The organism is Prosthecobacter fluviatilis (assembly GCF_042655725.1).
GTDB lineage: Bacteria > Verrucomicrobiota > Verrucomicrobiia > Verrucomicrobiales > Verrucomicrobiaceae > Prosthecobacter > Prosthecobacter fluviatilis.
In genome coordinates, this window is the sequence record NZ_JBHSMQ010000006.1 from 329,740 (window position 1) to 352,506 (window position 22,767).

At 61.5% G+C, this 22,767-nt stretch carries 21 protein-coding genes; 11 read left to right on the plus strand and 10 right to left on the minus strand.

Annotation, left to right across the window (positions count from 1 at the left end):
• Position 1 precedes the first annotated feature (1 nt).
• Positions 2–1,201, minus strand: a complete 1,200-nt coding sequence (locus ACFQDI_RS17575) for an efflux RND transporter periplasmic adaptor subunit (protein ID WP_377169166.1) — start codon at positions 1,199–1,201, stop codon at positions 2–4.
• A gap of 69 nt (positions 1,202–1,270) precedes the next feature.
• Here ACFQDI_RS17575 and ACFQDI_RS17580 point away from each other — a divergent pair, with 69 nt between their 5' ends.
• The 4 genes from ACFQDI_RS17580 (at position 1,271) to ACFQDI_RS17595 (ending at position 5,926) form a co-directional block, all read left to right on the plus strand.
• The gene (locus ACFQDI_RS17580) at positions 1,271–2,200 is read left to right on the plus strand and encodes a LysR family transcriptional regulator (protein WP_377169168.1); all 930 of its coding nucleotides are present in this window, start codon (positions 1,271–1,273) and stop codon (positions 2,198–2,200) included.
• Between the two features lie 120 nt (positions 2,201–2,320).
• Positions 2,321–3,535: a phosphoglycerate kinase gene (locus ACFQDI_RS17585; protein WP_377169170.1), complete on the plus strand. Its 1,215-nt coding sequence runs from the start codon at positions 2,321–2,323 to the stop codon at positions 3,533–3,535.
• A gap of 106 nt (positions 3,536–3,641) precedes the next feature.
• A complete protein-coding gene (gene tpiA / locus ACFQDI_RS17590) occupies positions 3,642–4,442 on the plus strand; it encodes a triose-phosphate isomerase (protein ID WP_377169172.1) in 801 nt (266 codons plus the stop codon).
• A 92-nt stretch (positions 4,443–4,534) separates the two neighbouring features.
• A complete protein-coding gene (locus ACFQDI_RS17595) occupies positions 4,535–5,926 on the plus strand; it encodes a neutral/alkaline non-lysosomal ceramidase N-terminal domain-containing protein (protein ID WP_377169174.1) in 1,392 nt (463 codons plus the stop codon).
• Here ACFQDI_RS17595 and ACFQDI_RS17600 read toward each other — a convergent pair.
• The 3 genes from ACFQDI_RS17600 to ACFQDI_RS17610 are packed head-to-tail and all read right to left on the minus strand — an operon-like array spanning position 5,913 to position 8,409.
• Positions 5,913–6,494 (minus strand): methyltransferase domain-containing protein, encoded by a 582-nt coding sequence (locus ACFQDI_RS17600; protein WP_377169176.1) that lies wholly within the window; start codon positions 6,492–6,494, stop codon positions 5,913–5,915. The two genes, ACFQDI_RS17595 and ACFQDI_RS17600, sit on opposite strands and share 14 nt — an antisense overlap.
• A complete protein-coding gene (locus ACFQDI_RS17605; protein ID WP_377169179.1) occupies positions 6,494–7,015 on the minus strand; it encodes a hypothetical protein in 522 nt (173 codons plus the stop codon). The genes ACFQDI_RS17600 and ACFQDI_RS17605 overlap by 1 nt, the downstream gene beginning before the upstream one ends.
• Complete coding sequence (locus ACFQDI_RS17610) at positions 7,012–8,409, minus strand: DUF1501 domain-containing protein (protein WP_377169181.1); 1,398 nt, start codon at positions 8,407–8,409, stop codon at positions 7,012–7,014. The genes ACFQDI_RS17605 and ACFQDI_RS17610 overlap by 4 nt, the downstream gene beginning before the upstream one ends.
• A gap of 87 nt (positions 8,410–8,496) precedes the next feature.
• On the opposite strand from ACFQDI_RS17610, the gene ACFQDI_RS17615 reads away from it, so the two are divergent.
• From ACFQDI_RS17615 to ACFQDI_RS17625, 3 genes are all read left to right on the plus strand, one after another.
• Entirely contained in the window at positions 8,497–9,072 is a 576-nt protein-coding gene (locus tag ACFQDI_RS17615; RefSeq protein ID WP_377169183.1) for a DUF1802 family protein, read from the plus strand.
• A 15-nt stretch (positions 9,073–9,087) separates the two neighbouring features.
• Positions 9,088–10,209 (plus strand): alanine racemase, encoded by a 1,122-nt coding sequence (gene alr, locus ACFQDI_RS17620; RefSeq protein WP_377169185.1) that lies wholly within the window; start codon positions 9,088–9,090, stop codon positions 10,207–10,209.
• Between the two features lie 69 nt (positions 10,210–10,278).
• Positions 10,279–10,857: a 3'-5' exonuclease gene (locus ACFQDI_RS17625; protein ID WP_377169187.1), complete on the plus strand. Its 579-nt coding sequence runs from the start codon at positions 10,279–10,281 to the stop codon at positions 10,855–10,857.
• Positions 10,858–10,870: 13 nt separating this feature from the next.
• On the opposite strand, the gene sufD is transcribed toward ACFQDI_RS17625, so the two are convergent.
• From sufD to ACFQDI_RS17645, 4 genes are read right to left on the minus strand one after another with little or no spacing between them, the layout of a single operon-like run.
• Positions 10,871–12,229, minus strand: a complete 1,359-nt coding sequence (sufD, locus tag ACFQDI_RS17630; RefSeq protein ID WP_377169189.1) for a Fe-S cluster assembly protein SufD — start codon at positions 12,227–12,229, stop codon at positions 10,871–10,873.
• Between the two features lie 32 nt (positions 12,230–12,261).
• The gene (sufB, locus tag ACFQDI_RS17635; protein WP_377169191.1) at positions 12,262–13,710 is read right to left on the minus strand and encodes a Fe-S cluster assembly protein SufB; all 1,449 of its coding nucleotides are present in this window, start codon (positions 13,708–13,710) and stop codon (positions 12,262–12,264) included.
• Between the two features lie 37 nt (positions 13,711–13,747).
• Positions 13,748–14,503, minus strand: coding sequence for a Fe-S cluster assembly ATPase SufC (sufC, locus tag ACFQDI_RS17640; protein WP_377169193.1), 756 nt, complete (start codon positions 14,501–14,503; stop codon positions 13,748–13,750).
• A gap of 19 nt (positions 14,504–14,522) precedes the next feature.
• Positions 14,523–14,978, minus strand: coding sequence for a Fur family transcriptional regulator (locus ACFQDI_RS17645; protein ID WP_377169195.1), 456 nt, complete (start codon positions 14,976–14,978; stop codon positions 14,523–14,525).
• A gap of 132 nt (positions 14,979–15,110) precedes the next feature.
• On the opposite strand from ACFQDI_RS17645, the gene ACFQDI_RS17650 reads away from it, so the two are divergent.
• Both ACFQDI_RS17650 and ACFQDI_RS17655 read left to right on the plus strand, forming a co-directional pair.
• Positions 15,111–15,587 carry a cupin domain-containing protein gene (locus ACFQDI_RS17650; protein WP_377169197.1) on the plus strand — a complete coding sequence of 159 codons (477 nt, stop codon included), beginning with the start codon at positions 15,111–15,113 and terminating at the stop codon, positions 15,585–15,587.
• Positions 15,588–15,648: 61 nt separating this feature from the next.
• A complete protein-coding gene (locus tag ACFQDI_RS17655) occupies positions 15,649–16,074 on the plus strand; it encodes a hypothetical protein (RefSeq protein WP_377169199.1) in 426 nt (141 codons plus the stop codon).
• A 1-nt stretch (position 16,075) separates the two neighbouring features.
• Here ACFQDI_RS17655 and ACFQDI_RS17660 read toward each other — a convergent pair whose 3' ends face one another.
• Positions 16,076–16,810, minus strand: a complete 735-nt coding sequence (locus ACFQDI_RS17660; protein ID WP_377169201.1) for a DUF1003 domain-containing protein — start codon at positions 16,808–16,810, stop codon at positions 16,076–16,078.
• An 87-nt stretch (positions 16,811–16,897) separates the two neighbouring features.
• Between ACFQDI_RS17660 and hrpA the strand changes: the two genes are divergently transcribed.
• The gene (gene hrpA, locus ACFQDI_RS17665) at positions 16,898–20,671 is read left to right on the plus strand and encodes an ATP-dependent RNA helicase HrpA (protein WP_377169203.1); all 3,774 of its coding nucleotides are present in this window, start codon (positions 16,898–16,900) and stop codon (positions 20,669–20,671) included.
• Positions 20,672–20,674: 3 nt separating this feature from the next.
• Here hrpA and ACFQDI_RS17670 read toward each other — a convergent pair whose 3' ends face one another.
• Positions 20,675–20,977, minus strand: coding sequence for a hypothetical protein (locus tag ACFQDI_RS17670; protein WP_377169205.1), 303 nt, complete (start codon positions 20,975–20,977; stop codon positions 20,675–20,677).
• 73 nt (positions 20,978–21,050) lie between these two features.
• On the opposite strand from ACFQDI_RS17670, the gene ACFQDI_RS17675 reads away from it, so the two are divergent.
• Complete coding sequence (locus ACFQDI_RS17675; RefSeq protein WP_377169207.1) at positions 21,051–22,766, plus strand: amidohydrolase; 1,716 nt, start codon at positions 21,051–21,053, stop codon at positions 22,764–22,766.
• The last annotated feature ends 1 nt before the right edge of the window (position 22,767 follow it).

Here is a 22,767-nt window from a genome sequence, read left to right on the forward strand (position 1 = left end):
GTTATTTGGTGGCTTCCGCCGCTGGCTGCATGTCTGTCAGTGTGGGCTTCACCTTGGCGCCGTTGCGCACGCTCATGAGGCCCAGCACCACCACGCGGTCGTCCGCTGCCAGACCTTTGCGGATGACGCGCATGCCATCCAGAAGCGGGCCGAGGGTGACGGGCTTGTAAACAGCCTTGTCCTCGGCATCCAGCACCCACACAAAACTGCTGCCCTGGTCGTCTCCCACGGCGGAGTCACGGATGAGCAGGCCGTCGTATTCGCCGCTGCCGGGGATGCGCACGCGTGCGAAGAAGCCGGGGGACATCAGACGGTCAGCGTTGGGAAAGACCGCGCGGGCGCGGATGGTGCCGGTGGCGGGATTGATCTGGTTGTCCACGAAATCGATTTCGCCGTGGTTGGGCCAGCCATCCTGGTTCAGCAGTTCCATCTGGGCGGGAATGCGGGCGAACATGGCGCTCGTGCGCTCGCCGGTCTTGTGCATTTCGCGGTATTTGAGCACGGAACGCTCATCGGCCTCGATCTCGCAGTAAATGGGGTCCAGCTCGACGATGGTGGTCAGCAGGGTGGCCCCCTGGTTGCCACCGCTGACGAGGTTGCCCTCAGTCACACGGGCATCGCTGATGCGACCACTGATGGGGGCATGAATTTCGGTGAATTCGAGATCCAGCTTGGCGGCGCGCAGGGCTGCCTCAGCGCCGCGCACGCCCGCCATTTCACCGGTGGCGCTTTTCAGACGGCGTTCGGACTCTTCCACAGAAATAGCCTGCCCCTGACGCAGTGCGGTGGCGTTTCGTGCTTCCACGCTGGCCACTTCTGCCGCAGATTTTGCCTGGGAGAGCATGGCCTCGGCGCGTTCAACGATGGCCTGGTAAGGGCGAGGATCGATGGTGAAGAGCAGGTCTCCGGCCTTGACTTCGGCACCTTCCTTGAAGCTGACCTTGGTCACATAACCCGAGACCCGGGCGTGAACCTCAACGCGTTTGCGTGCTGTCAGGCGGCCGGTGAATTCGTCCCAGTCCATCAGCCGCTTGGCGACCGGCCTGGCCACGGTCACTTCAGGGACCGCTGTCTGTGGCGGGCCGGCGGTGGCCGTGCTGCTGCGTTTGCAGGCGGTCATGGAACTCAGGACGAGCAGGCCGACAAGGGCCTGCCGCAGAGCTGGAAGAAGGGGGACGGAAAAGAACGATGCGCGCGCCATGATCAGAGTTACGAACAATGCGACAGCTTAAATAGTGCATAATCGACATATCACTTATACAGTAAATGCATGAGCAGCTTGAACGACCTCCACCTTTTGCGTGAATTTGTGCAGATTGCCGACTCGGGCGGCATCTCGCGTGCCGCCAGAGTTCTGGGGGTGGCTCAGCCCACGCTGAGCAGGCATCTTGCATCCCTTGAGGCTCAGATTGGCGCTCCGCTGATCCGGCGGGACACGCGCACGATGAGGCTGACGGACGCGGGGAGCATCGTGCTGGCAGATGCCCGGGAGCTTCTCACCGTGGCAGACCGTCTGGGCAGCCGGCTGCGTGCGGAGCGCCGTGCCCTGCGCGGGCACCTGCGCATGGTCTCCGTGGTGGATGTGGGGCAGTGGATCGTCTCGCGCGTGCTCTCCCGCTTTCAGAGACAGCACCCGGATGTCACGACCGAACTGCATCTCATCAACAGGCCCACCAAGTTCATCAAGGAGGGCTTTGACTGCGGCATCATGGTGGGGGCTCCGACGGACCGCAGGGTGACGATCCGCAAGATCGCCAAGCTGCATCGCAGGCTGGTGGCGGCTCCCTCCCTGCTCAAATATCACAGTCTGCCCATCCGGCCGGATGACCTGAACGATCTGCCGTGGCTGGGCATTTTGCAGCCGCATTTCTATTCCAGAGACCGTGTGGAGCTGGAGCGGTCCCGACAGGTCAAGAAGCTCAAGCTGAGCCCGGTCATGCTGCTGGATACCGTGACAGCTCTGAGAGAAGCCGCGATCGAGGGTGCCGGATTCACGATTTTGCCGGAGTGGATGGCAGCCCGGGACATCACTGCGGGGCGCCTGGTACAACTGCTCCCGGACTGGCATCTGGCCCCCATCGACCTCCAGATTGCCCATTCGGCGCACGAGCACCTGCCGCAGCGGGTGAAAAGCCTGATCGAGTTCCTGGAGCAGGAGCTTCCTCTGGAAATTCACCGGCTGGACTTGAATGAGCGATAGGCATTTCGCCGATCCCGCAGTTCCTGTCTGCAAAAAATTGCATGCGCACCGAGCACGCTCTGTGCTAGGAATCACGCCCCCGCCGCCTTGCGGCCTGTTTACCCCACATTAAAAAACACCATGCCCAAGCAGACCATTCGTGACCTCGACCTCGCCGGAAAACGCGTTTTTGTGCGCGTAGATTTCAACGTGCCGCTCGAAGAGAAGGACGGCCAGATGGTCATCACCGACGCAACGCGCATCCAGGAGACTCTGCCCACGCTCAATTTTCTGATCGAAAAAGGCGCTAAAATCATCCTCGCGAGCCACCTGGGCCGTCCCAAGGGCCAGCGTGACCCCAAGCAGAGCCTGGCTCCGGTGGCTCCGGCTCTGAGCGCCCTGATCGGCAAGCCTGTGGCCTTCGCCAGCGACTGCATCGGCGAAGAAGCCAAGGCCAAGGCCCTGGCGCTGGGCAATGGCGATGTGCTCCTTCTGGAAAACACCCGATTCCATGCTGGCGAAGAGAAAAACGACGCCGCCCTGGCCAAGGGCATGGCCGAGCTGGCCGAAATCTTTGTGAACGACGCCTTCGGCTCCGCGCACCGTGCGCACAGCTCCACAGCCGGCATTGCCGACTACCTGCCAGCAGTCTCCGGCCTGCTTATGGAGAAGGAGCTGACCTGGCTGCACGATGAACTCGAAAACCCCGAGCGCCCCTTTGTGGTGATCCTCGGCGGTGCCAAGGTGAACGACAAGATCGGCGTCATCAACCGCCTGCTCGAAAAGGCAGACACCATCATCATCGGCGGTGGCATGGCGTACACCTTCCGCAAGATCGTGGAGGGCATCTCGATCGGAAAGAGCCTTTACAAGCCGGAGTGGGAGCCCATCGCGCAGGCCGCACTGGACAAGGCCAAGGAGCGTGGCGTGAAAATCCTCATCCCGGTGGATGCCATGATCACCGACTCCTTTGACTTCGACACCAAAAAGCTGGGCAACCTCAAGTTTACCGCTGCTGGCGAAAGCATCCCGGACGGCTGGGAAGGTGTGGACATCGGCCCTGAGTCCGTGAAGCTCTTCTCCGAAGAAATCGCCAAGGCCAAGACGGTCATCTGGAACGGCCCGATGGGCGTTTTTGAGATCAAGGACAGCTCGAAGGGCACCTTTGACGTGGCCGCAGCCGTGGCTGCCAACTCCAGCGCCAAGACCATCATCGGTGGTGGCGATAGCGTGAAGGCGGTCAAAAAGGCCAAGCTTGGCGACAAAATGACCTTTATCTCCACCGGCGGCGGTGCCTCCCTCGAGCTCCTCGAAGGCAAAGTCCTCCCCGGCGTCGCCTGCCTGAAAGACAAGTAACTCAAACCGTTGACGGTGGTTTACGGTTGTTGACGATGGTTGACAATTGTTTGCCCAATCACTGTCAACACCGACAACCATTGTAAACAACTGCAACCCTCCCCTTATGGCCTTCGTCCACTTCCGCAAACCCATCATCGCCGCCAACTGGAAAATGCACATGACACCCCAGGAGACGGATGACTTCCTCCGCTCCTTTGCCCGTCTCGTGCCCGACAAGGTGCCGGTGCAGATCGTCGTGGCTCCACCCTTTGTGAGCCTGGCCAAAGCCCAGGATGTGCTCATCAACGCCCGTGAGCAGAGCGTCGAACTGGCCGCCCAGAACATGAGCGCCCAGCCTGCCGGTGCCTTCACCGGAGAGATCAGCGCACGTATGATCAAAGAGTGCGGCTGCAGGCACGTCATCCTCGGCCACAGTGAGCGCCGCAGCCTCTATGGCGAAACCAACGCCATTGTGAACGCCAAGGTGCTCGCGGCTCTCGAGGCACGTCTGCACCCGATCCTTTGCATCGGTGAAACCCTCGCTGAGCGCGACAACGGCCAGATCGAGCAGGTGCTCGGCAGCCAGCTTCGTGAATCCCTCGCTGACGTCGGCCCCCGCCGCATCACGGATTGTGTGATCGCGTATGAGCCCGTCTGGGCCATCGGCACCGGCCGCACCGCCAGCCCTGAGCAGGCGCAGGAGGCCCACGCCTTCACGCGCCAGGTGCTCGGAGAACTCTTTGGCGAAGACGTTGCCGCGAAGATCCGCATTCAGTACGGTGGCAGCGTGAAGCCCGGCAACATGGCCGAGCTCATCAGCCAGAAGGATGTGGACGGCGCGCTCGTGGGCGGTGCCAGCATGGAACCCGGCAGTTTCTGGGAAATCTGCCGTGCTGCCATCGACTGGACCAATGCAAATGCCTAGCATTTCGTAGGCTGGGGTCACATTAGCCTTGTCAGCATTCGTCGTATTTGTCCATAATCGGACAAATGCGACGAATCATCCTCCCGATATTCTTGCTGTTGGTTCATTCGCCGCTGCTGGCGGAGCAGGCTGTGGCTTGGAAAGCTGGTGCGGCGGATGTGGACATCACTCCCGACTATCCCGTAAGGCTCAGCGGCTACGGCAGCCGGACAGAGGAAGCCACCAAGGTCGCGCAGCGTCTGCATGCCAATGCCCTGGCCCTGCAGTGGCGTGGCGACAAGCCCGCAGTGCTTGTCTGTGTCGACAACTGCGGTGTGCCGGGGGCTGTCCGTGCCGAAGTGCTGAAACGGCTTGCTGCCGGAGGCAGGGCCCTTGCTGACGAGCGCTTCGCCCTGCACTCAACGCATACGCACTGTGCACCGATGCTCAAAGGTGTGCTGACCTGTCTTTTCGGGGAAGACCTGCCGGCGGAGCACGCCAAGCACATCGAGCGCTACACGGAGGATTTGACCGCGCACATCGTCAGCATCGTGACCCGGGCTCTGGACAAGATGGTGCCGGCCAAGCTCGAATGGAATGTGGGGAAGGTCTATTTCGCCTTCAACCGCCGGCTCAAAACAGATGCCGGGTTCCAAAATGCGCAAAATTTCAGCGGGCCAACGGACCGCGCGCTGCCCGTGCTGTGTGTCCGTTCTGCTGATGGGCAGAAGCTGATTGCCACGCACATCAGCTACGCCTGTCACTGTACGACGCTGGGCATCAATGAATTGCACGGCGACTGGGCGGGTCTGGCACACGAAGAACTCGAATTGCGCTTTCCGGATTCTGTCTGCCTCATCGCCGTCGGCTGTGGTGCGGACCAGAACCCCTACCCGCGCAGGGAGAACCGTTTTGCCGTGGATCATGGCGTCAGCATCGCCAAGGAGACCGTGCGCCTCATCAACAGTCCCATGCAGACTTTGAACGGCCCGCTCAACTGTGCCCAGCGCGAGGTGATGCTCCCATACGACACGCTGCCCAAGCAGGAGGAATGGCAGGCACGGGCGGCTGACCCGAACAAATGGACGGCATATCATGCCCGGCAGCATCTCGCCATGCTCGGGCGAGGAGAGAAAATTCCATCTGCGCTGCCATACAGCATCCAGGTATGGAATTATGGCAGCGACTTGATCACCATCAATCTCCCGGGGGAAGTGGTGGTGGATTACAGCCTGCGTTTCAAACGTGAGTTTGACCCCGCCCGCACCTGGGTGAACGGCTACACCAACGATGTGCCCTGCTACATCCCATCTCAGCGGGTCTGGGAGGAAGGAGGCTATGAAGGCGGCGGAGCCATGGTGTATTATGGCCGCCCCACCCGGTTTGCCTCCGGCATTGAAGACATCATCGCAGGTACGGTCAAAGAGCTGGTGCCGCAGGATTTCAGCACCCGGCGGGTCATGGTCCCTGCGTCGCCTTTGTCCGGGGAGATCAGGCGGCAGTAAGCCGCATCACGCGAAAGCACTCACGTCCCTCACGGCCCGGGTAGGCCTTGGCCGGGATGCAGCTTTCCAGGACTTCAAAGCGAGGGGCAAACAGGGCGCTGAGCTCGTCATGAGCGATGCCAAACGGCGGCCCTGTTTCACCTGGGTCCATTTCCGGATTGATGAAAAACACGCCAACGAACAGCCCGCCGGGCTTCAGCAGGCCCGCCACCGCATCCCGGTATTTCGTCCGCCACTCGGGCGGCAGCGCGCAGAGGCAGGTGTGCTCCACGATGGCATCGTATTCACCGCGAAACTCAAACAGATCTGCGCACACAAAGCGCTCCGCCAGCTGGGGGTAGTGCGCCCTGGCCCGCTCCACAGCCGTGGGGGCGATGTCGAGCCCGTGGGCGTCAATGCCGCGCGACACCAGATGAGCCACATCGTGGCCCACGCCGCAGCCGGGCACGAGCACGCGGCCTGTGAGGGTGTTGTGCTCCAGCCATTCCGCCAGCGGAGGGGCTGGCAGGCCTTTGTCCCACGGGGTGAAGTTCTCCTGATACGCCTGGTCCCAGTTGGTGATGTTCACTACGGTTGTTTCTCCTTCTCGTGCTTGATTACGCCTTCCAGCGTCGTCTGGCCTGCATCTCCAGTGAAGGTCACCTTGCTCTCGATCACATCTTTGGCTTCTCCTGTGCCTGCGAACGCTTCTGTGATGGTGATGCTGCTCTGGCCGCTGCCGGTGATGGCCTTGAGCTCGAGCGTGAGATTCACCTCAGACACATGGCCTTCGAAATGGATGTTTTGGGAGCCGTCAGCGCCCGTGAGGTTCGCTTCGTAGCTGTCTGCGCCCTCATTGTAGGTGATGGTCCACTGAAAGGGCTGGGTGTCGCCGTTGATGGTGCGGGTGCCTTTGATCACAAAGGAATTGTCCCCCTCCGCTGCGCCGGTCCATTCCTCCTTGATCTCCAGGGTGTTGTTTTCCCCCTTGAGTTCACCAGCGGCTTTCCAGCTGCCGATGTAGTGTTTAAAGAGAGGACTCATGCCAAGATCCCTGGCATTGAGACTGGCGCAGGCCAGAAGGCAGAGGGTGGTGAGCAGTGCTTTCATGAGATGATCTCCTGGATGACTTTTCCGTAGCTGATGGGTACGGGACGGTTCACCACATCACGCACCTCGGTGTCTGGCTGGATGCCCAGCAGGTGGTACATGGTGGCGGCCAGATCATCCGGCTTCACTGGTTTGTCCGCAGGGTGTTCCCCGTTTTTGTCCGAGGCGCCGTGCACGTAGCCGCGCTTCACACCGCCGCCTGCCAGCAGTGCGGTGTAGCACTGCGGCCAGTGGTCGCGTGAGACGTTCTTGTTGATCTTGGGCGTGCGGCCAAACTCGCCCATCCAGACCACCAGCGTCTCGTCCAGCAGGCCGCGCTCATCGAGGTCCGTGAGGAAGGTCGGCAGCGTCTGCTCGGTGATGGGCAGGTGGTACTTCTCAATGATGGGGAACATGCGTGTGTCATTGAAGCCGTGCGTGTCCCAGCCGCCTTCAGTGGTGCTCTGTCCGCCGATGCTCTGGGCAAAGTTTACCGTGACAAACTTCACCCCCGCCTCCACCAGACGGCGTGCCAGCAGCAGGCTCTGGCCATAGGGGGTGCGGCCGTAGCCGTCTCGTACTTTGTCGGGCTCCTTGGTGAGGTCAAAGGCCGCGCGCAGCTTCTCGCTGTGCAGCATGGCCAGCGCCTTGTCGTAGTAGCTTTCGATGCCCCGTGCCTCGGCGGAGTAGTCCAGCAACCGGGCCTGGGAGTCCACGAGCTTCTGCAGCTCGCGGCGTGCATTGAGCCGCTCAAAGCTCACCCCGCTGGGCAGGCTCAGCTCTGGCAGGGCAAAGCCCGCCGCGTTTGGGTCGCGCAGCACGATGAAAGGATCGTGTTCTTTGCCCAGAAAGCTTCCGCGTTGGCCCGGTGTCACCGAGCCGTCGCTCACGATGTACGGGAAGGTGGCCGACGTGGGGATCTCGCCCCTCAGCGGCGCGATCTTGTCCACCACGGAGGAGTAGGCGGGGAAAAGCTCCGGCGAATCCTTCAGCCGCTGGTCATCGCTGGGCGGGGCATGGCCGCTCAGAGCGTAGTAGCCGGCGCTGTTGTGGTTCTTCATCGTGTGATGCACGGAGCGGACCAGTGTCACCTTGTCCATCACCCTGGCGGTCTTTGGCAGCTTCTCTGAGACCCAGATGCCGTCGGCATTGGACTTGATGGGTTTGTGAAAGCCGCGAATGCCCTCGGGCGCGTCCGGCTTCATGTCAAAAGTCTCCAGGTGGCTGGGGCCGCCCCACTGAAAGCAGAAGATCACCGACTTGGCGCGCGCGATGAGCTTGTCCGCCCCCTGGCTTTCCAGGCCACGGAGAAAGCGGGGCATCGTGAGGCCAAACATCCCCAGCCCGCCGGCGGAAAGGAGCTGGCGGCGGCTGATTTGGGTGCAGGCCCCGGTGGGATTGCGGGCGGATGACATGTGAGGAGTCAAACGTGGCGCAGCATGCCGCACTTTCCACGCTCTGCCAGCACTTGCGGGGGGCTGAGCGGCGATGTATCCGCACACATGCCCAACCTTACCACCCCCACCGGATTCAAAGAATGGTCCTTCGTCTGCGATGCCCTCGCGCAGGGCCGCCTCAGCATCATTCTCCGCAAGGGCGGCATCCATGAAGGCCGCGGCGGCTTTGAGTGGAAGCACCGCCAGTTTTTCCTCTTCCCCACCTGGTTTCACAATCAGGCCGAAAAGCTCAGCTGGGTGCCGGAAAATACTCAGCGCGACTTCCCGCCCGAGGAGCAGCGCACCAGCGTGGACATCGACGGCTGCGCGACGCTGGAGCAGGTCTGGAAGGTCACGGACTGGGACAAGGTGGCCGCTCTGGCCCCGCTGCACATCTGGAACGAGGACGTGGTGAAGGAGCGCTTTGTCTATGACGACGAGAGCTGCCTGCACATCGCGCTGGTGCGTGCCTACAGGCTGCCGCAGAACTGGCACTTCCCCTATGCGAAGAGCTACGGCGGCTGCCGCTCCTGGATCACCCTGCCGGAGGAAGGACTGCCACTGGCTGCCGCTGCCACACCTGCGCTGAGCGACGAAGCCTTTGCCGATGTGTCTGCGAAGTTGAAAGCGATCCTGGGTTAGTCGAGTGTCCCCGACTTGAACCCAGCCGACGCCATCCGCCCAGCCCACGTCGAGGTCAGCCTCGGCGCCATCGCGCAGAACTATGACGCCATCCGCGCCCATGTGGGCACGGCGCAGGTCATGCCGGTGGTCAAGGCCAATGCCTACGGCCACGGCATCGTCGAGGTGGCGCGGCATCTGATGAACCACGGGGCCCCCTGCCTTGGGGTGGCCCTTTTGGAGGAGGCCATCGTCCTGCGCCAGGCGGGCATCAGCATCCCCATCCTCGTCTTTGGTGGTGTGGCCACGCGGCAGATCCCGCAGTTCATCCAGCATGGCCTGATGATGGCCGCCTCATCCGTGGACAAGCTGAGGCAGATCGACGAGGCGGCTGCGGCGGTGAAGACCAAGGCATGCGTGCATTTGAAGATCGACACCGGCATGGAGCGCATCGGGGTGCACTGGTACAGCGCTGAGAAGCTGCTGGAGGCCAGCCTGCAATTTTCCAATGTGGAGGTGGCGGGCATCTACTCCCATTTTGCCTGCTCGGACGATTCCGACCTCTCTGCCGCCAGGGAGCAGCTATCCCGTTTTCTTGAGGTGCTGGAGTTCTATCCCAAACACGGATTGCAGACTCCGCTGCGCCACATTGCCAATTCCGGCGGTGTGCTGCAACTGCCGGAGAGTCATCTGGACCTGGTGCGGCCGGGCATCATGCTCTATGGCGTGTATCCCTCCAAGGACGTGCTGCGCCCGGTGCAACTGACACCGGCGCTGAGCTGGAAATCCCAGGTCGTGTTTTTCAAGGTGGTGCAACCGGGCAGCCCGATCAGCTACGGTGGCACCTGGAGCAGCGACCATCAAGTGCGCGTGGTCACGGTGCCGGTCGGTTATGGGGACGGCTATTTTCGTGCCCTCTCCAACCGTGGCTCCGTGCTCATTCGCGGCCAGCGTCACCCCATTGTCGGACGTGTGTGCATGGACCAGTTCATGGTGAATCTGGAGTGGGGCACCGCCTACAATGGAGATACCGTCACCCTCATCGGCAGCGACAGCTCTGAGTCCATCACCGCCCAGGATGTGGCAGATGCGGCAGGCACCATCGCCTACGAGGTACTGACCAACATCAACACCCGTGTTCCAAGGGTGTACGTTTAAAGGCTTGCAATCGGCCTCTGATGACCGCAACAAAGAGGCGGGATGCGAAGGCGTGTTCCGACCGCATTCATGAATATTGTCATCTTTGATCTCGAAACCACCGGCCTCCTCCCTTCTCAACACGAGATCATCCAGATCGCGGCGATGAAGGTGACGGCTGGACGGTGGGACCAGGGGGAATATTTTGACAGCTACGTCCGGCCCGAGAACCGCATCCCCTCTTTCATCACCAAGCTGACCGGCATCACGCAGGCGCAGGTGGCGGACGCCCCTTCACCGGTGGATGTCCTCATGGATTTCTCCCGCTTTGTCGGAGAGAATGCCACGCTCATTGCGCACAACGGCATTCGCTTCGACATGCGCTTCATCGCCGAAAACTGCAAACGCCACGGCATTCCCGTGCGTGAGACAAGCGCTCTGGATTCGCGTGATTTTTCCCGCAAAATCTGGGGCGGCAAAGGCGGGCACGGGCTGGATGCCGTGCTCGGCCGTGTGGGGGTCTCCAGCAAGGGGGTGAAACGGCATGACGCGCGTGTGGACGTGCGTCTGCTGGCAAGGGCCGTGCAGTACATGTGGGAACGGCTCACGCCAAGCGTCACCCAATGCCCGGTGGATCTGTCCGTCGGGGTGATTCCTGCCGTGGTCTGAGCCGGGACCCGCCTTACTCGGCACGCTCCAGTTTTTCATCAATGCGGGCGACCAGCGTGTCGAGCAGTTCGCCGTTGCCAAAGCGCTCGATCACACCGGCCAGGAAGCCTTCGATGATGAGCTTCCGGCTTTCGCTGTCGCTGATGCCACGTGCCTTGAGGTAAAAGAGTTCTTCGTCGCTGATGGGGCCGCTCGTGGCGCCATGGCTGCATTTCACCTGGTCAGCACTGATTTCGAGGCCTGGCAGGCTCGTCGCTTCGGCCTCGTTGCTGTTGAGCAGATTGCGGCAGGTCTGGTAGGCGTCGGTGTAGTGTGCGCCTTCATCCACGGTGATGAGGCCGCTGAAGATGCTGCGCGATTTGCCGTAGAGGGCGTTCTTGTAGAGAAGGTCGCTGCTGGCATGAGGGGCCTTGTGGTTCTGCAGCGTACGCTGATCCACGATCTGCTCGCCGATGGGCAGGGACACGCTGAGCATGTCGCTGCGGGAGCCTTCTCCGATGAGGTCGCTCACGCTCTCGCTGCGGCTGAAGCTCGCGCCCAGCTGCACCTGAAAGCTCTTCACCGCAGCATCACGTCCGGCCACGATGCTGGAAAGGTGCAGCGCCTGCGCGTCATCCGCCAGCTCCTGGCAGGCGGCGTAGGTGATCTTGCTGCCGCGACCGCCCACGAGGTCGGCAATGGCGATGCTCAGCCCGCCTTCACCGTCGAGGCTGCGGTAGTGATCCACCACGCTGACTTCGGCGTTGTCTCCGGTGACCACGAGCGTGTGCGGGAAGATGGCGGCGTGATCGCCCACCACCCAGTGGAAAATTTCGACGGGCTTTTCGATGGCCACGTTCTTGGGGACGATGACCACCACGCCAGCTTTGACATGCGCGAGATGCAGCGCTGCAAACTTGGCGGAGCCGAGCGTCATCTCGCGCTGCATGAAGTGCTGCTTGAGGACGTCGCTGTGATCGCGCAGAGCCTCGGCGAAGGTCACGCAGACCACACCGGCAGGCAGGTTTGCGGTGTCGGACTCGACGAGCACGTCGTTCACGAAGACAAAGCGTGCGGCACGTTCCTTGAGGCCCTCTGTGGCCGCGAGAGCAGCGGCGGTGTTTGCAGCCGTGGGTGCGGCGGCAGGGGTGTGATCAGCGAGCTCAATTTTCTTCGAGCTGGAGTAGCGCCAGTTCTCGTCCTTGATGCCCGGCATCGGCAGCGCCTGGAATTCAGCCCAGGCCGCTTCGGAGCGGGCCAGGAACCAGCCGGGTGCGGATTTTTCATCGCGCACAGGCACGGTGATTTCGAGGCCGGAAGGAGCAGGGGAGTCGGAGTCGGGGGACACTGGGGCGGGAGTGTTTTTGGGGGCTGGTGCGAGAGTGGCGGACATGGCAGGGGAGGTTGTTGGGCCGGTGGTTCTGGTTAGCCGACGCTGCCTTCCATTTCGAGGTCGATGAGGCGCTTGAGTTCCACGCTGTATTCCATCGGGAATTCCTTCACGAGATCGTTGATGAAGCCGTTCACGGAGAGGCTCATGGCCTCGGCTTCGGTGAGGCCGCGCTGCATGAGGTAGAAAATCTGATCCGCGCTCACCTGGCTCACGCTGGCCTCATGCTGCGTGGAGTGCTGGTTGCCCCGCACGCTGATCGCGGGGTAGGTGTCCGTGTGGCTGTTGCTGTTGATCAGCAGCGCATCGCACTCGGTGTTGTTCTTACAGCCCTTGAGGTGTTTCGGGATGTGAACGAGGCCGCGGTAGGTGCTACGGCCCTGGCCGATGGAGATGGACTTGGAGATGACGTTGCTCGTCGTGTCATCGGCGGCGTGAACCATCTTGGCTCCCGTGTCCTGATGCTGGCCGCTGTTGGCCAGGGCGATGCTGATGACTTCACCACGGGCACGCTTGCCCTTCATGATCACGCCGGGGTACTTCATGGTGAGGCGGCTGCCGATGTTGCAGTCGATCCAGCGAACTTCCGCGTCCTCATGCGCGATGCCGCGCTTGGTCACCAGGTTGAAGACATTGCTGCTCCAGTTCTGCACGGTCACATACTGGATCTTGGCGCCCTTCATGGCGACGAGTTCCACCACCGCGCTGTGCAGCGTGGCGGTTTCAAACTTCGGCGCCGTGCAGCCTTCCATGTACATCACTTCCGCGCCTTCGTCAGCGATGATGAGCGTGCGCTCAAACTGGCCGAACTGCTCGCTGTTGATGCGGAAGTAGGCCTGCAGCGGGTGCTTCACCTTCACGCCCGGGGGCACGTAGATGAAGGAGCCGCCGGAGAACACGGCACTGTTCAGCGCGGAAAACTTGTTGTCACCCGTGGGGATGACCTTGCCGAACCACTTCTTGAAGATCTCCGGGTATTTGTGCAGACCTTCGGTGCTGTTCACGAAGATGACGCCCTGTTCTTCAACCGCCGCCTTGATGTTCGAGTACGCGGCTTCGGAGTCATACTGCGCCTCCACGCCCGCCAGGAACTTGCGTTCCTGCTCAGGAATGCCCAGGCGGTCAAAGGTCTTCTTCACGTCCTCGGGCACGTCGTCCCAGGAGCGCTTGGGCTTCTGGCCGTCGCTTAGGTAGTAGCGGAATTCGTCAAACTTGATGTTCTCCAGATCCTTGGTGGCCCAATGCGTGGGCATGGGCTTTTCCTGGAAGACTTTGAGCGCCTTGTGGCGGAACTCACGAATCCAGTCGGGGTCGCCCTTCACATCGGCGATGTAATCGACCGTCTTTTCGGTGATGCCAAAGCCGGAGTCGTACTTATTGCGCTCAGGGAAAGTGAAATCGCCGACGCTGTCCACCTTGATGTCGGAGATGTCGGGAATTTCGGAAGCTTGAGCTTCGAGGGTTGTGTCAGGAGCGGAGACCATAAGAAGAAAAGTTGAGGGTTTAAAGCCGGTGAGATGTTCAAGCTGCCGCCAGCATCTCCTCCTTCACCCAGTCGTAGCCTTTCTCCTCCAGCTTGAGGGCCAAGTCCTTGCCGCCGGTGTGGACGATCTGGCCGTCCATCAGGACGTGGACGATGTCAGGCTGGATGTAGTTCAGCAGGCGCTGGTAATGGGTGATCACGAGGAAGCCGCGGTTCTCGCTGCGCATGGCGTTCACGCCACGGGAGACGATCTTGAGGGCGTCGATGTCGAGGCCGGAGTCGGTTTCGTCGAGAATGGCGTACTTGGGCTCCAGCATCATGAGCTGCAGGATCTCGTTGCGCTTCTTTTCACCGCCGGAGAAGCCTTCATTGACGCTGCGGCTGGTGAAGCTGCGGTCCATCTCAAGCTGGTCCATGCGGGCGTAGAGCTGCTTGTAGAATTTCACGGCGTCGATGTCCTCGCCCTTGGGCAGGCGGGCCTTCAGCGCGGCGCGGAGGAAGTTGGCGTTGCTCACGCCAGGGATTTCATGCGGGTACTGGAATGCCAGGAAGAGGCCGGCACGGCTGCGGGCGTCCACGGCCATGTCGAGAATGTTTTCGCCATCCAGCAGGACTTCGCCGCTTGTGACTTCATAGTCTTCGTGGCCGCAGAGGACCTTGCTCAGGGTGCTTTTGCCAGAGCCGTTCGGACCCATGATGGCGTGGACTTCACCGGGGTTGATCGTGAGGTTCAGGCCTTTGAGGATTTCGCGGCCGGGGATCTGGGCGTGGAGGGCTTTAATTTCGAGGGACATGTGGGAGGAGAAATGGGGGTTATGATTTGGCGGCACAGGCGGAGCAGGTGCCGTGGATGGCGAGGTCCGTCCGGGTCACCTTGGTGCCTGCGGGGAGATTCCAGAATTTGGCAGGGTCAAAATCCGTCACCGGATGTGCATCGATGACCTTGCCGCAGGACTCGCAGTGGAAATGGACGTGCTCGTGCAGGTTTGCGCAGTAGCGGGACTGTCCGCGCTCCAGATGGACGAGCTTGATGAGGCCGGCGGTGGTCAGGTGCTCCAGACAGTTGTACACCGTGGCCAGGGAGATGCCCGGGCTGCGGCTTTTGACCCGGTCCAGGATGTCGTAGGCCGTGGGGTGGTCCGTGGAGGAGGCCAGTACCTCAAAGACCTCGCGCCGATGCGGCGTGAGGCGTACGTCCGAACCCAGCACGGCAAGACGGCAGTCCAGACCGGAAGGTTTGGCAGGAGTGCGTGAAGGGGAGGGGGGCATGACAACTTTAGAATTAGAATGATTCTAACTGCATTGGGTACGGCCTGTTGGCAAGCGGGGATGCCATTTTCCCTGAAAATTCTTTGCTCCCGGCGACGCCAAACCACCACTGGCGTGCTACATCCTGCATCCATGACCCGCACGCACGCCGAAGATCTCCCCTGGACCCAGCAAAACTCGCCTCTGGGCAAGTATGGCCTTGCCCGCCGCTCGCTCTCCATCGCCGCCGGTGGGCAGAAGGATGTGGGCACCTGGGGAGGGGGGCACCCTTTTGACCTTGAGATCCACCGCATCCCGCCGGGGAAAGTCAATTTTCCCCTGCATGAGCACTCGGCGCAGTGGGAGGCCTACTACATCCTCAGCGGCTTCGGCCAGGTGCGCACCCCGGCCGGCAAGGAGTCCATCAAGGCAGGCGACTACCTTGTTTTTCCGCCCGGCGAGGCTCATCAGCTGATCAACAACGGCTCCGAAGACCTGACGTTCATCGTCGTTGCCGACCAGCCCCGCGCCGATGTGATCCACTACCCCGACTCCGGCAAATGGATGACCAAGCCGCAGCGGAAGGTCTTTGAAATGCAGGAGGCGGACTACTTCAAAGGCGAGGAGTGAGCCAATTTCTGCGCATGCATTGCAGTTTCCCTGAGGCCGAAGATCTGGCAAACTGTGCGGCATGAAAAGCCTGCGCCTGCTGCTCGTGTTCACCGCATTGCTGTCTTCATGCGCACAGCCTGTGAGTGAAGAAACCGCCGCCCGTGCCGAAACTGGCAAGTCTGAGGCTGCGCTCCGTGTGCTGGAGCACAACTGCGTGCACTGCCATGGAGACAACCGCCTCTCCACCATGCCGCCGATCAACGACACCCGGGCGATCTCGAAGCTCATCGGCTCCCGCTGGATTGTGCCTGGGAGGCCTGAGGCCAGCCGATTTTATCAGGTGGTCATTTTCCCGGATGAAATCCCGGGGGCCATGCCACCCAGCGGGCATGCCATCTCCAGGAAGGATGCGCAGATTCTCCGCCATTGGATCAGGGACGGTGCGCCGTTGCCTGCCCAGAACGTGGAGCTGACACCTCGCGGTCCGCTGCCACGGTCTATCTGAATCAATTGGCTGCCTTGGTCCGTGAATGCGCCAGCTCGCGCAGCAGGTCCAGCTGGATCTGCTGCACCTCCATCAGCTTCGTCGTGTGCTGGTGCAGCAGGTAGTCCATCTTTTCATGCAGGTGGCGGATTTCCAGCTCGGCCTTGAGGTTCACCTTGTAGTCCCCTTCGGCGTGCTGGCGGTCGCGCGCTTCCTGGCGGTTCTGGCTCATCATGATGACGGGGGCCTGAAGGGCGGCCAGGAATGAAAGCATCAGGTTCAGCAAAATGAAGGGGTAGGGGTCATAGGGCTGCTTGAGCAGCACGCCGCAGTTGATGACGACCCACACGAGCAAAAAGGAGCAGAAAAGGATGATGAAGCGCCAGCTGCCGCCGAAGTCTGCGATCTTGTCCGCCAGCCGCTGGCCAAAGGTGAGGTGCTGCTCCTCCTCGATCTCAGAGAGCGGGCGCTCGCTCAGCACCTCGTGCTTGTGCAGGCTCTCCACCACCTCCTCGTCCAGCCGCGTCAGGTCGCCCACCTGGTTTTCAAGCACATGGCGCACATACTCGAGCCGTGCGGCATTCACCGCCTCTGCGCACAGCAGCGAGTCCTCAGCCAGCTCAGGATGACGGTTGCGCAGCGTCTGAGAGATGTTGGGCCGCAGCTCCCGCAGCATCTGCATCTTGGCCAGAGGCTGTGTCTTGCCGGTGACAGAACAGACCCCCATGGGGGCCGACTTGGCGCGGGTGGATTCCATCCTGGACAATACATCTCCGGCACATTCGTCATTCGGAATTCGTCATTCTTCATTTTCCGCCTACTCTTCGCGCCCCCTTTTCGCCCCATGCCGCAGATCAGCTATCCCGCAGACCTCCCCATCACGGCCCGCCGTGAGGAGATCATCGCGGCCATCCGTCAGAACCAGGTCGTCATTCTCGCGGGCGAGACGGGCTCTGGAAAGACCACCCAGCTGCCGAAGATGTGCCTGGAGGCCCTGCAGGACGTGCGCGGCCAGATCGGCTGCACCCAGCCGCGCCGTGTGGCGGCCATGAGCGTGTCCAAACGCGTGGCCGAAGAGCTGAACGTGCCCTGGGGCAGGGAGGTGGGCTGCAAGATGCGCTTCAGCGACGACACGAGCCGCGACACCCGCATCAAATTCATGACGGACGGCATTCTGCTGGCCGAGATCCAGAGCGATCCCATGCTCCGGGCCTACTCCGTCCTCATTCTGGATGAAGCGCACGAGCGCTCACTCAACATCGACTTCCTCCTCGGCTACCTCGTCGGCTTGCTGAAGAAGCGCCCGGATCTCAAGCTCCTCGTCACCTCCGCCACCATCGACACTGAGGCCTTCTCAGCCGCGTTTGGCGGTGCCCCCATCATCGAAGTCTCAGGCCGTCTGTATCCCGTGGATATTCGCTATGCGCCTCTTGCTGGCGGGGAGGATGACTACGGCTTCATCGACGGCGCCGTGGCCGCTGTGGAAAACGCCCTCATCGAAACCGACGACGGAGACGTCCTCGTCTTCATGCCCACCGAGCGCGACATCCGCGACACGCGCGATCTTCTTGATGGCCGTCTGGGTGCTGGCTTTGAAGTCCTCGCCCTCTTTGGCCGCATGGCCTCCGCCGAGCAGCAGCGCATCTTCCAGCCGGGGCGCAAGCGCCGCGTCGTCATCGCCACCAACGTGGCGGAAACTTCCATCACCATCCCGCGCATTCGCTATGTGGTGGATACAGGCCTCGCCCGCATCAGCCGCTACAATCCCCGCACCCGCACCAAGCGCCTGCCCGTGGAGCCCGTCTCCCAGAGCAGCGCCAACCAGCGTGCGGGCCGCGCCGGGCGTGTGCAGGACGGCGTCTGCATCCGTCTTTATTCGCAGGAGGATTTTGAAAAGCGCGATCGCTTCACCATGCCGGAGATTCAGCGCGCCAATCTGGCCGAGGTCATCCTGCGCATGAAGGCCTTCAAGCTCGGAGAGATCGAGGACTTCCCCTTCATCAATCCGCCCGTCAGCGCTGCCATCCGTGCCGGATACGATCTGCTCCACGAGCTTGGCTCCCTCAGCGAAGTGCATGAACTCACGCCGCTAGGTCGCGAGCTCGCCCGTCTGCCGCTCGACCCCACGCTGGGCCGCATGCTGCTCCAGGCACGCATTGAGAAAGCCCTGCCAGAGATGCTCATCATCGCCGCCGGTCTCAGCATCCCGGATCCACGCGAGCGGCCCGAAGAAAAACGCGAACTCGCCAACGCCGCCCACAAAGCCTTCGCGGCACCCGATTCCGATTTTCTCACCCTCTTTAAGATCTGGAGCGCCTCGCCTGAGCCCACGGGCAACTCACGCAACGCCCTGCGCAAATTCTGCAAAGGCAGCTTTCTCTCCTTTACCCGCATGCAGGAGTGGCGCGATGTCTGGAAGCAGCTCTGTGACTGCTTCAGCGATGATCTGAAAAACAGCTCCAGCCCCCGGGAGCGGCAGCGAAATCAAAATCAGGCCGCCAGCTCATCCGATGATGACAGCGGCCTGGATCAGGCCACGCAAAACGCCATCCACCGCTCCATCCTCACGGCTCAGCTCGGCCACATCGCCATGAAGGAGGAGCGCAATCTCTACAAGGCCGCGGGCAACCGCCAGGTCTGCGTCTTCCCCGGCTCAAACCTTTACGAGCGCCGTGAGAAGAATGGCAAGGGCAAGCCGGGTCAGGACAAAGGCCGCCAGCCGCAGTGGATCGTCGCTGGCGAGATCGTGCAGACCTCGCAGCTCTTTGCGCGCACGCTCGCGAAAATTGACCCCAACTGGATTGCTGAACTCGGTGCGCATCTCTGCCAGTTCAAATACAGCGAGCCACACTGGAACCTCAAAGCGGGGCGCGTGCTCGTGACTCAGCGTGTCCTTATTCACGGCCTGGAGGTGAGGCGTCAGCATATCGACTTCCTCAAGGTCGATGCCGTGGCGGCTACTCAGATGTTCATTCGCGCTGCGCTCATTGACAGTCAGGAAGTGCCCATCACTCAGCGCTTCTACACGCATAACAACAAGCTGCGCCAAAAGATCGAGACCATGCTCACCCGCGTACGCAGCAATCGCGTCTATGCCATCGAGGAGCGTCTGTTCCGCTTCTACGACGAGCGCATTAAAAACGTCTCGTCCATTCATGACCTCAATCGTCTCGTCAAAGAGCACATCGAGGAGCAGCCGGACTTCCTCTGCGCCACCGAGCACGATCTCACGGCTGGCGAAGAATTTGAGGCCGACCTGCAGATGTTTCCCGATCAGGTGGCCCTGGCCAATACCGCGCTGCCGGTCACCTACAATTACCAGCCAGGCGAGGAAACCGACGGCGTCACCGTGCGCGTGCCCGCGCAACTTGCCGGTCATCTCACCACCGGTCAGATCCAGTGGATGGTGCCCGGCATCCGGGAAGAGCTTGCCAACGTCATGCTGCGTGCGTTGCCGAAAGTCATCCGCCGCCAGTTGATGCCCATCGATCCCAAGGCGCGCGAGATTGCCGCCGCTTTTGATCCCGGGCGGGAGGATTTTCATGCGGCGCTCGCTGATTTCATCACGCGCCGCTACCGCATCCATGTGCGCGCGGAGGACTGGCCTCCTCAAAGCCTGCCAGCGCACCTGCAGCCGCGTGTCGAGGTGCTCGATCCGAAAAAGAACACTGTTATCGCCGCCAGCCGCGATCTGGACGAGCTCCGCAGCAGTGTGCAGAAGCAGAACCCGCGCTCGGATGCCTGGGAAAAGACACTGCCCCGCGTCGAACGCTTCGCCCTCAAGACCTGGTCCTTTGGCGATCTGCCGGAATCCATCGTCGTCGAAGAGATCAACGGCACTCCTGTTCTCGGTTATCTCGGTCTCGTATTGCGTGACGGCGAAGTGGACGTGCGACTCTTCCGCACGGCTGCCGAAGCTGCCCGCGGCACGCCTGCGGCTGTCCGAAAGCTTGCCGAAAACACGCTGAGCAAAGATCTCGCCTGGCTGCCCAAGGAACTCCGCAGCATCGGCGGTTCAGTTTCCGCCAAGCCGCAGCAGCCCGCCAGTTTCCAGGCCGCGCTCAGCCAGCTTAATGCTCCCGCTGCAGCGCCCGCGTCCAATCTCGCCCAGCAGGCCCACGAGCACATCCTCGCGCACATGCTGCGTCTGCAGCCCACTTTTCCTCTCACCCAGGAGCGCTTCTTCAAGCTGTGCGAAACCGTCCGCCGCGAGCTCCCTGCGGTCACCCATCGTGTGAAGACACTCTTCACCCAGATCCACGATCTGCGCGCCAAGCTTCTCGCCCTGCCCAAACGCTACCCTGGCCTGGAGCAGGATGTCGCCCGCCTCATTCCTGCCGATCTCCTGGCCACCACGCCGCACGAGCAGCTGCAGCATCTGCCGCGCTACTTAAAAGCCATCCAGATTCGCAACGAGCGCTGCCTCGCGAATCCCGCCAAGGACATGGAGAAATACAACCTCATCGCCGACTTCGACGGCTGGCAGTCTCACGTGCCCAAATCGCAGCATGAAACCTTCCGCTGGATGCTCGAGGAATACCGCGTTCAAACCTTCGCCCAGGAGCTTGGCACCGCCCAGCCCGTGAGCGCCAAGCGGCTGGAGGCCATGTGGGTGTGACGGTCAAGTGCGGCGCGGACGCACTTCCTTGCACTTTCGGTCATACGTCCTCACATCACCCGCCTCGGACACCGTGAAGTTTCCGCCCGACACGCTGCGTACGGTGACACCGATGCCGCTCATGCTGCCCAGGCGCTCGCATTCCTGGTCATAGGTGCGGATCCAGCCACCCTCCACGGTGACGAAGAAGTCGGAGGTAAATCCGGCTATCTCCACCCGCTTGTTTGGCATGTGTCCCACGCACTGGCTGTTTTCATCATACACCCGGATCTGGGACTCTTTGTTTTCGACATTGGAGATGGCCATTGCTGGATTCAACCAAGCACGGGCTGACGATTCAGAGAAGCACAAACTGGATTTTTACGGCGTTGGTATGCGGATGAAACTCGCGCTCCTGTTCACCGCCCTGGCATCTGTCTCCCTGCACGCCGCTCCGGCCCTGATCCTCCATCACGGCAAGGTCGTCACAGTGGACAAAGATTTCCGCATCGCCGAAGCCATCGCTATCGATTCAGATGGACGCATTGAGGCCGTCGGCAGCAATGACGACGTCCTGAAGCTGAAAGGGGAGGGGAGCCAGCTGGTCGATCTCGGGGGCAAGGCCGTCCTTCCGGGACTCATGGACTCCCACGTCCATCCCGGCGCGGCGATGATCGAGTTTGACCACGAGATCCCCACGATGGAGACCATCGCCGATGTGCTCGCCTACCTCAGCGAACGCGTCAAAGTCTCCAAGCCGGGCGATCTCATCAGCGTGCGGCAGATTTTCATCACCCGCCTCGAAGAGAAGCGCTACCCCACGCGCGAGGAGCTGGACCGCATCGCACCCAACAATCCTGTCGTCTTCTCCACCGGGCCGGACTCCATGCTCAACAGTCTGGCTCTCAAGCTCGGCGGTTACAGCCGCGACTACAAAGTGCCCGCAGGCAGCGCCGGCAAAATGGAAGTGGACGCCAAGGGCGAACCCACCGGACTGCTCCGCAGCCTCAGCCACAACGTCAAGGCACCCATCTCGGTAAAGTCTCCCAAACCCGAGGACACCTACCGCCGCACCGTGGAGCTCTTCCACGACTACAACTCCGTCGGCCTCACCACCGTGGCAGATCGCGACTCCAGCCTCAAGCAGTGCGAGCTTTATCAAAAGATGCTCTCCAATGGCGATCTCACCGTGCGCATGCGCCCCTCTCCAGGCATTCCCAGCATGAGCCTCTGGCCGGCCTGTGAAAAAGCCATCGACGAAGTCATCCAGCATCCGCTGACCAAGGAAGATCCCATGCTGCAGATCATCGGCACCAAGGTCTATCTCGACGGCGGCATGCTTACCGGCAGCTCCTGGATGCTGGAGCCCTGGGGCATCAGCGAAGCCTACGGCATCACCGATCCTCAATATCGTGGTGTGCAGAAAATTCCCGCCGACCGCCTCAAGCAGCTCGTCGAAAAAGTCACCGCCTCCGGTTTGCAGTTCACCGCCCACAGTGTCGGCGATGCCGCCGTGCAGCTCCTGATCGACACCTACGAGGCCGTCGATGGTCAGAAGCCCGGAAGCATCCGCGCCGCGCGCAGCAGTGTCACCCACTGCAATTTCATGCACCCGGACTCCATCGCCAAGGCTGCCAAGCTCGGCGTCTGCATCGATCTCCAGCCCATCTGGCTGCACATGGACGGGCGCACGCTCACCGGGCATTTCGGCGAGGCGCGCATGTCGCGCTTCCAGCCTCTCCGTGCCTGCTTCGACCAAAAAGTCATCGTCGGAGGCGGCAGCGACCACATGCAGAAGATCGGCTCTTTCCGCAGCATCAATCCCTACAATCCCTGGCTCGGCATGTGGACCTCCATCACCCGCAAGGCACGCAAGCTCGACCAGCCCGTTCACATTGAAAACGGCCTCACCCGTGAGGAAGCCATCCGCCTCTACACTTCCAACAACGCCTTCCTCCTCAAGTCCGAAAAAAACACCGGCAGCCTCGAGCCCGGCAAACTCGCCGACATTATCCTCCTCGATCGCGATCCTCTGACCTGCCCCATCGACGACCTCGTGCAAACCCAGGTGCTCAAAACCTGGCTGGGTGGGAAAGTCGTCTTCGAGAAGGAGTGAC

Excerpts from the sequence above, each read along its gene's own strand:
- ACFQDI_RS17575 (WP_377169166.1), bottom strand. The coding sequence starts at position 1,201 with ATGGCGCGCGCATCGTTCTTTTCCGTCCCCCTTCTTCCAGCTCTGCGG.
- ACFQDI_RS17580 (WP_377169168.1), top strand. The coding sequence starts at position 1,271 with ATGAGCAGCTTGAACGACCTCCACCTTTTGCGTGAATTTGTGCAGATT.
- ACFQDI_RS17585 (WP_377169170.1), top strand. The coding sequence starts at position 2,321 with ATGCCCAAGCAGACCATTCGTGACCTCGACCTCGCCGGAAAACGCGTT.
- tpiA (WP_377169172.1), top strand. The coding sequence starts at position 3,642 with ATGGCCTTCGTCCACTTCCGCAAACCCATCATCGCCGCCAACTGGAAA.
- ACFQDI_RS17605 (WP_377169179.1), bottom strand. The coding sequence starts at position 7,015 with ATGAAAGCACTGCTCACCACCCTCTGCCTTCTGGCCTGCGCCAGTCTC.
- ACFQDI_RS17610 (WP_377169181.1), bottom strand. The coding sequence starts at position 8,409 with ATGTCATCCGCCCGCAATCCCACCGGGGCCTGCACCCAAATCAGCCGC.
- ACFQDI_RS17615 (WP_377169183.1), top strand. The coding sequence starts at position 8,497 with ATGCCCAACCTTACCACCCCCACCGGATTCAAAGAATGGTCCTTCGTC.
- ACFQDI_RS17625 (WP_377169187.1), top strand. The coding sequence starts at position 10,279 with ATGAATATTGTCATCTTTGATCTCGAAACCACCGGCCTCCTCCCTTCT.
- sufD (WP_377169189.1), bottom strand. The coding sequence starts at position 12,229 with ATGTCCGCCACTCTCGCACCAGCCCCCAAAAACACTCCCGCCCCAGTG.
- sufB (WP_377169191.1), bottom strand. The coding sequence starts at position 13,710 with ATGGTCTCCGCTCCTGACACAACCCTCGAAGCTCAAGCTTCCGAAATT.
- sufC (WP_377169193.1), bottom strand. The coding sequence starts at position 14,503 with ATGTCCCTCGAAATTAAAGCCCTCCACGCCCAGATCCCCGGCCGCGAA.
- ACFQDI_RS17645 (WP_377169195.1), bottom strand. The coding sequence starts at position 14,978 with ATGCCCCCCTCCCCTTCACGCACTCCTGCCAAACCTTCCGGTCTGGAC.
- ACFQDI_RS17650 (WP_377169197.1), top strand. The coding sequence starts at position 15,111 with ATGACCCGCACGCACGCCGAAGATCTCCCCTGGACCCAGCAAAACTCG.
- ACFQDI_RS17655 (WP_377169199.1), top strand. The coding sequence starts at position 15,649 with ATGAAAAGCCTGCGCCTGCTGCTCGTGTTCACCGCATTGCTGTCTTCA.
- ACFQDI_RS17660 (WP_377169201.1), bottom strand. The coding sequence starts at position 16,810 with ATGGAATCCACCCGCGCCAAGTCGGCCCCCATGGGGGTCTGTTCTGTC.
- hrpA (WP_377169203.1), top strand. The coding sequence starts at position 16,898 with ATGCCGCAGATCAGCTATCCCGCAGACCTCCCCATCACGGCCCGCCGT.
- ACFQDI_RS17670 (WP_377169205.1), bottom strand. The coding sequence starts at position 20,977 with ATGGCCATCTCCAATGTCGAAAACAAAGAGTCCCAGATCCGGGTGTAT.
- ACFQDI_RS17675 (WP_377169207.1), top strand. The coding sequence starts at position 21,051 with ATGAAACTCGCGCTCCTGTTCACCGCCCTGGCATCTGTCTCCCTGCAC.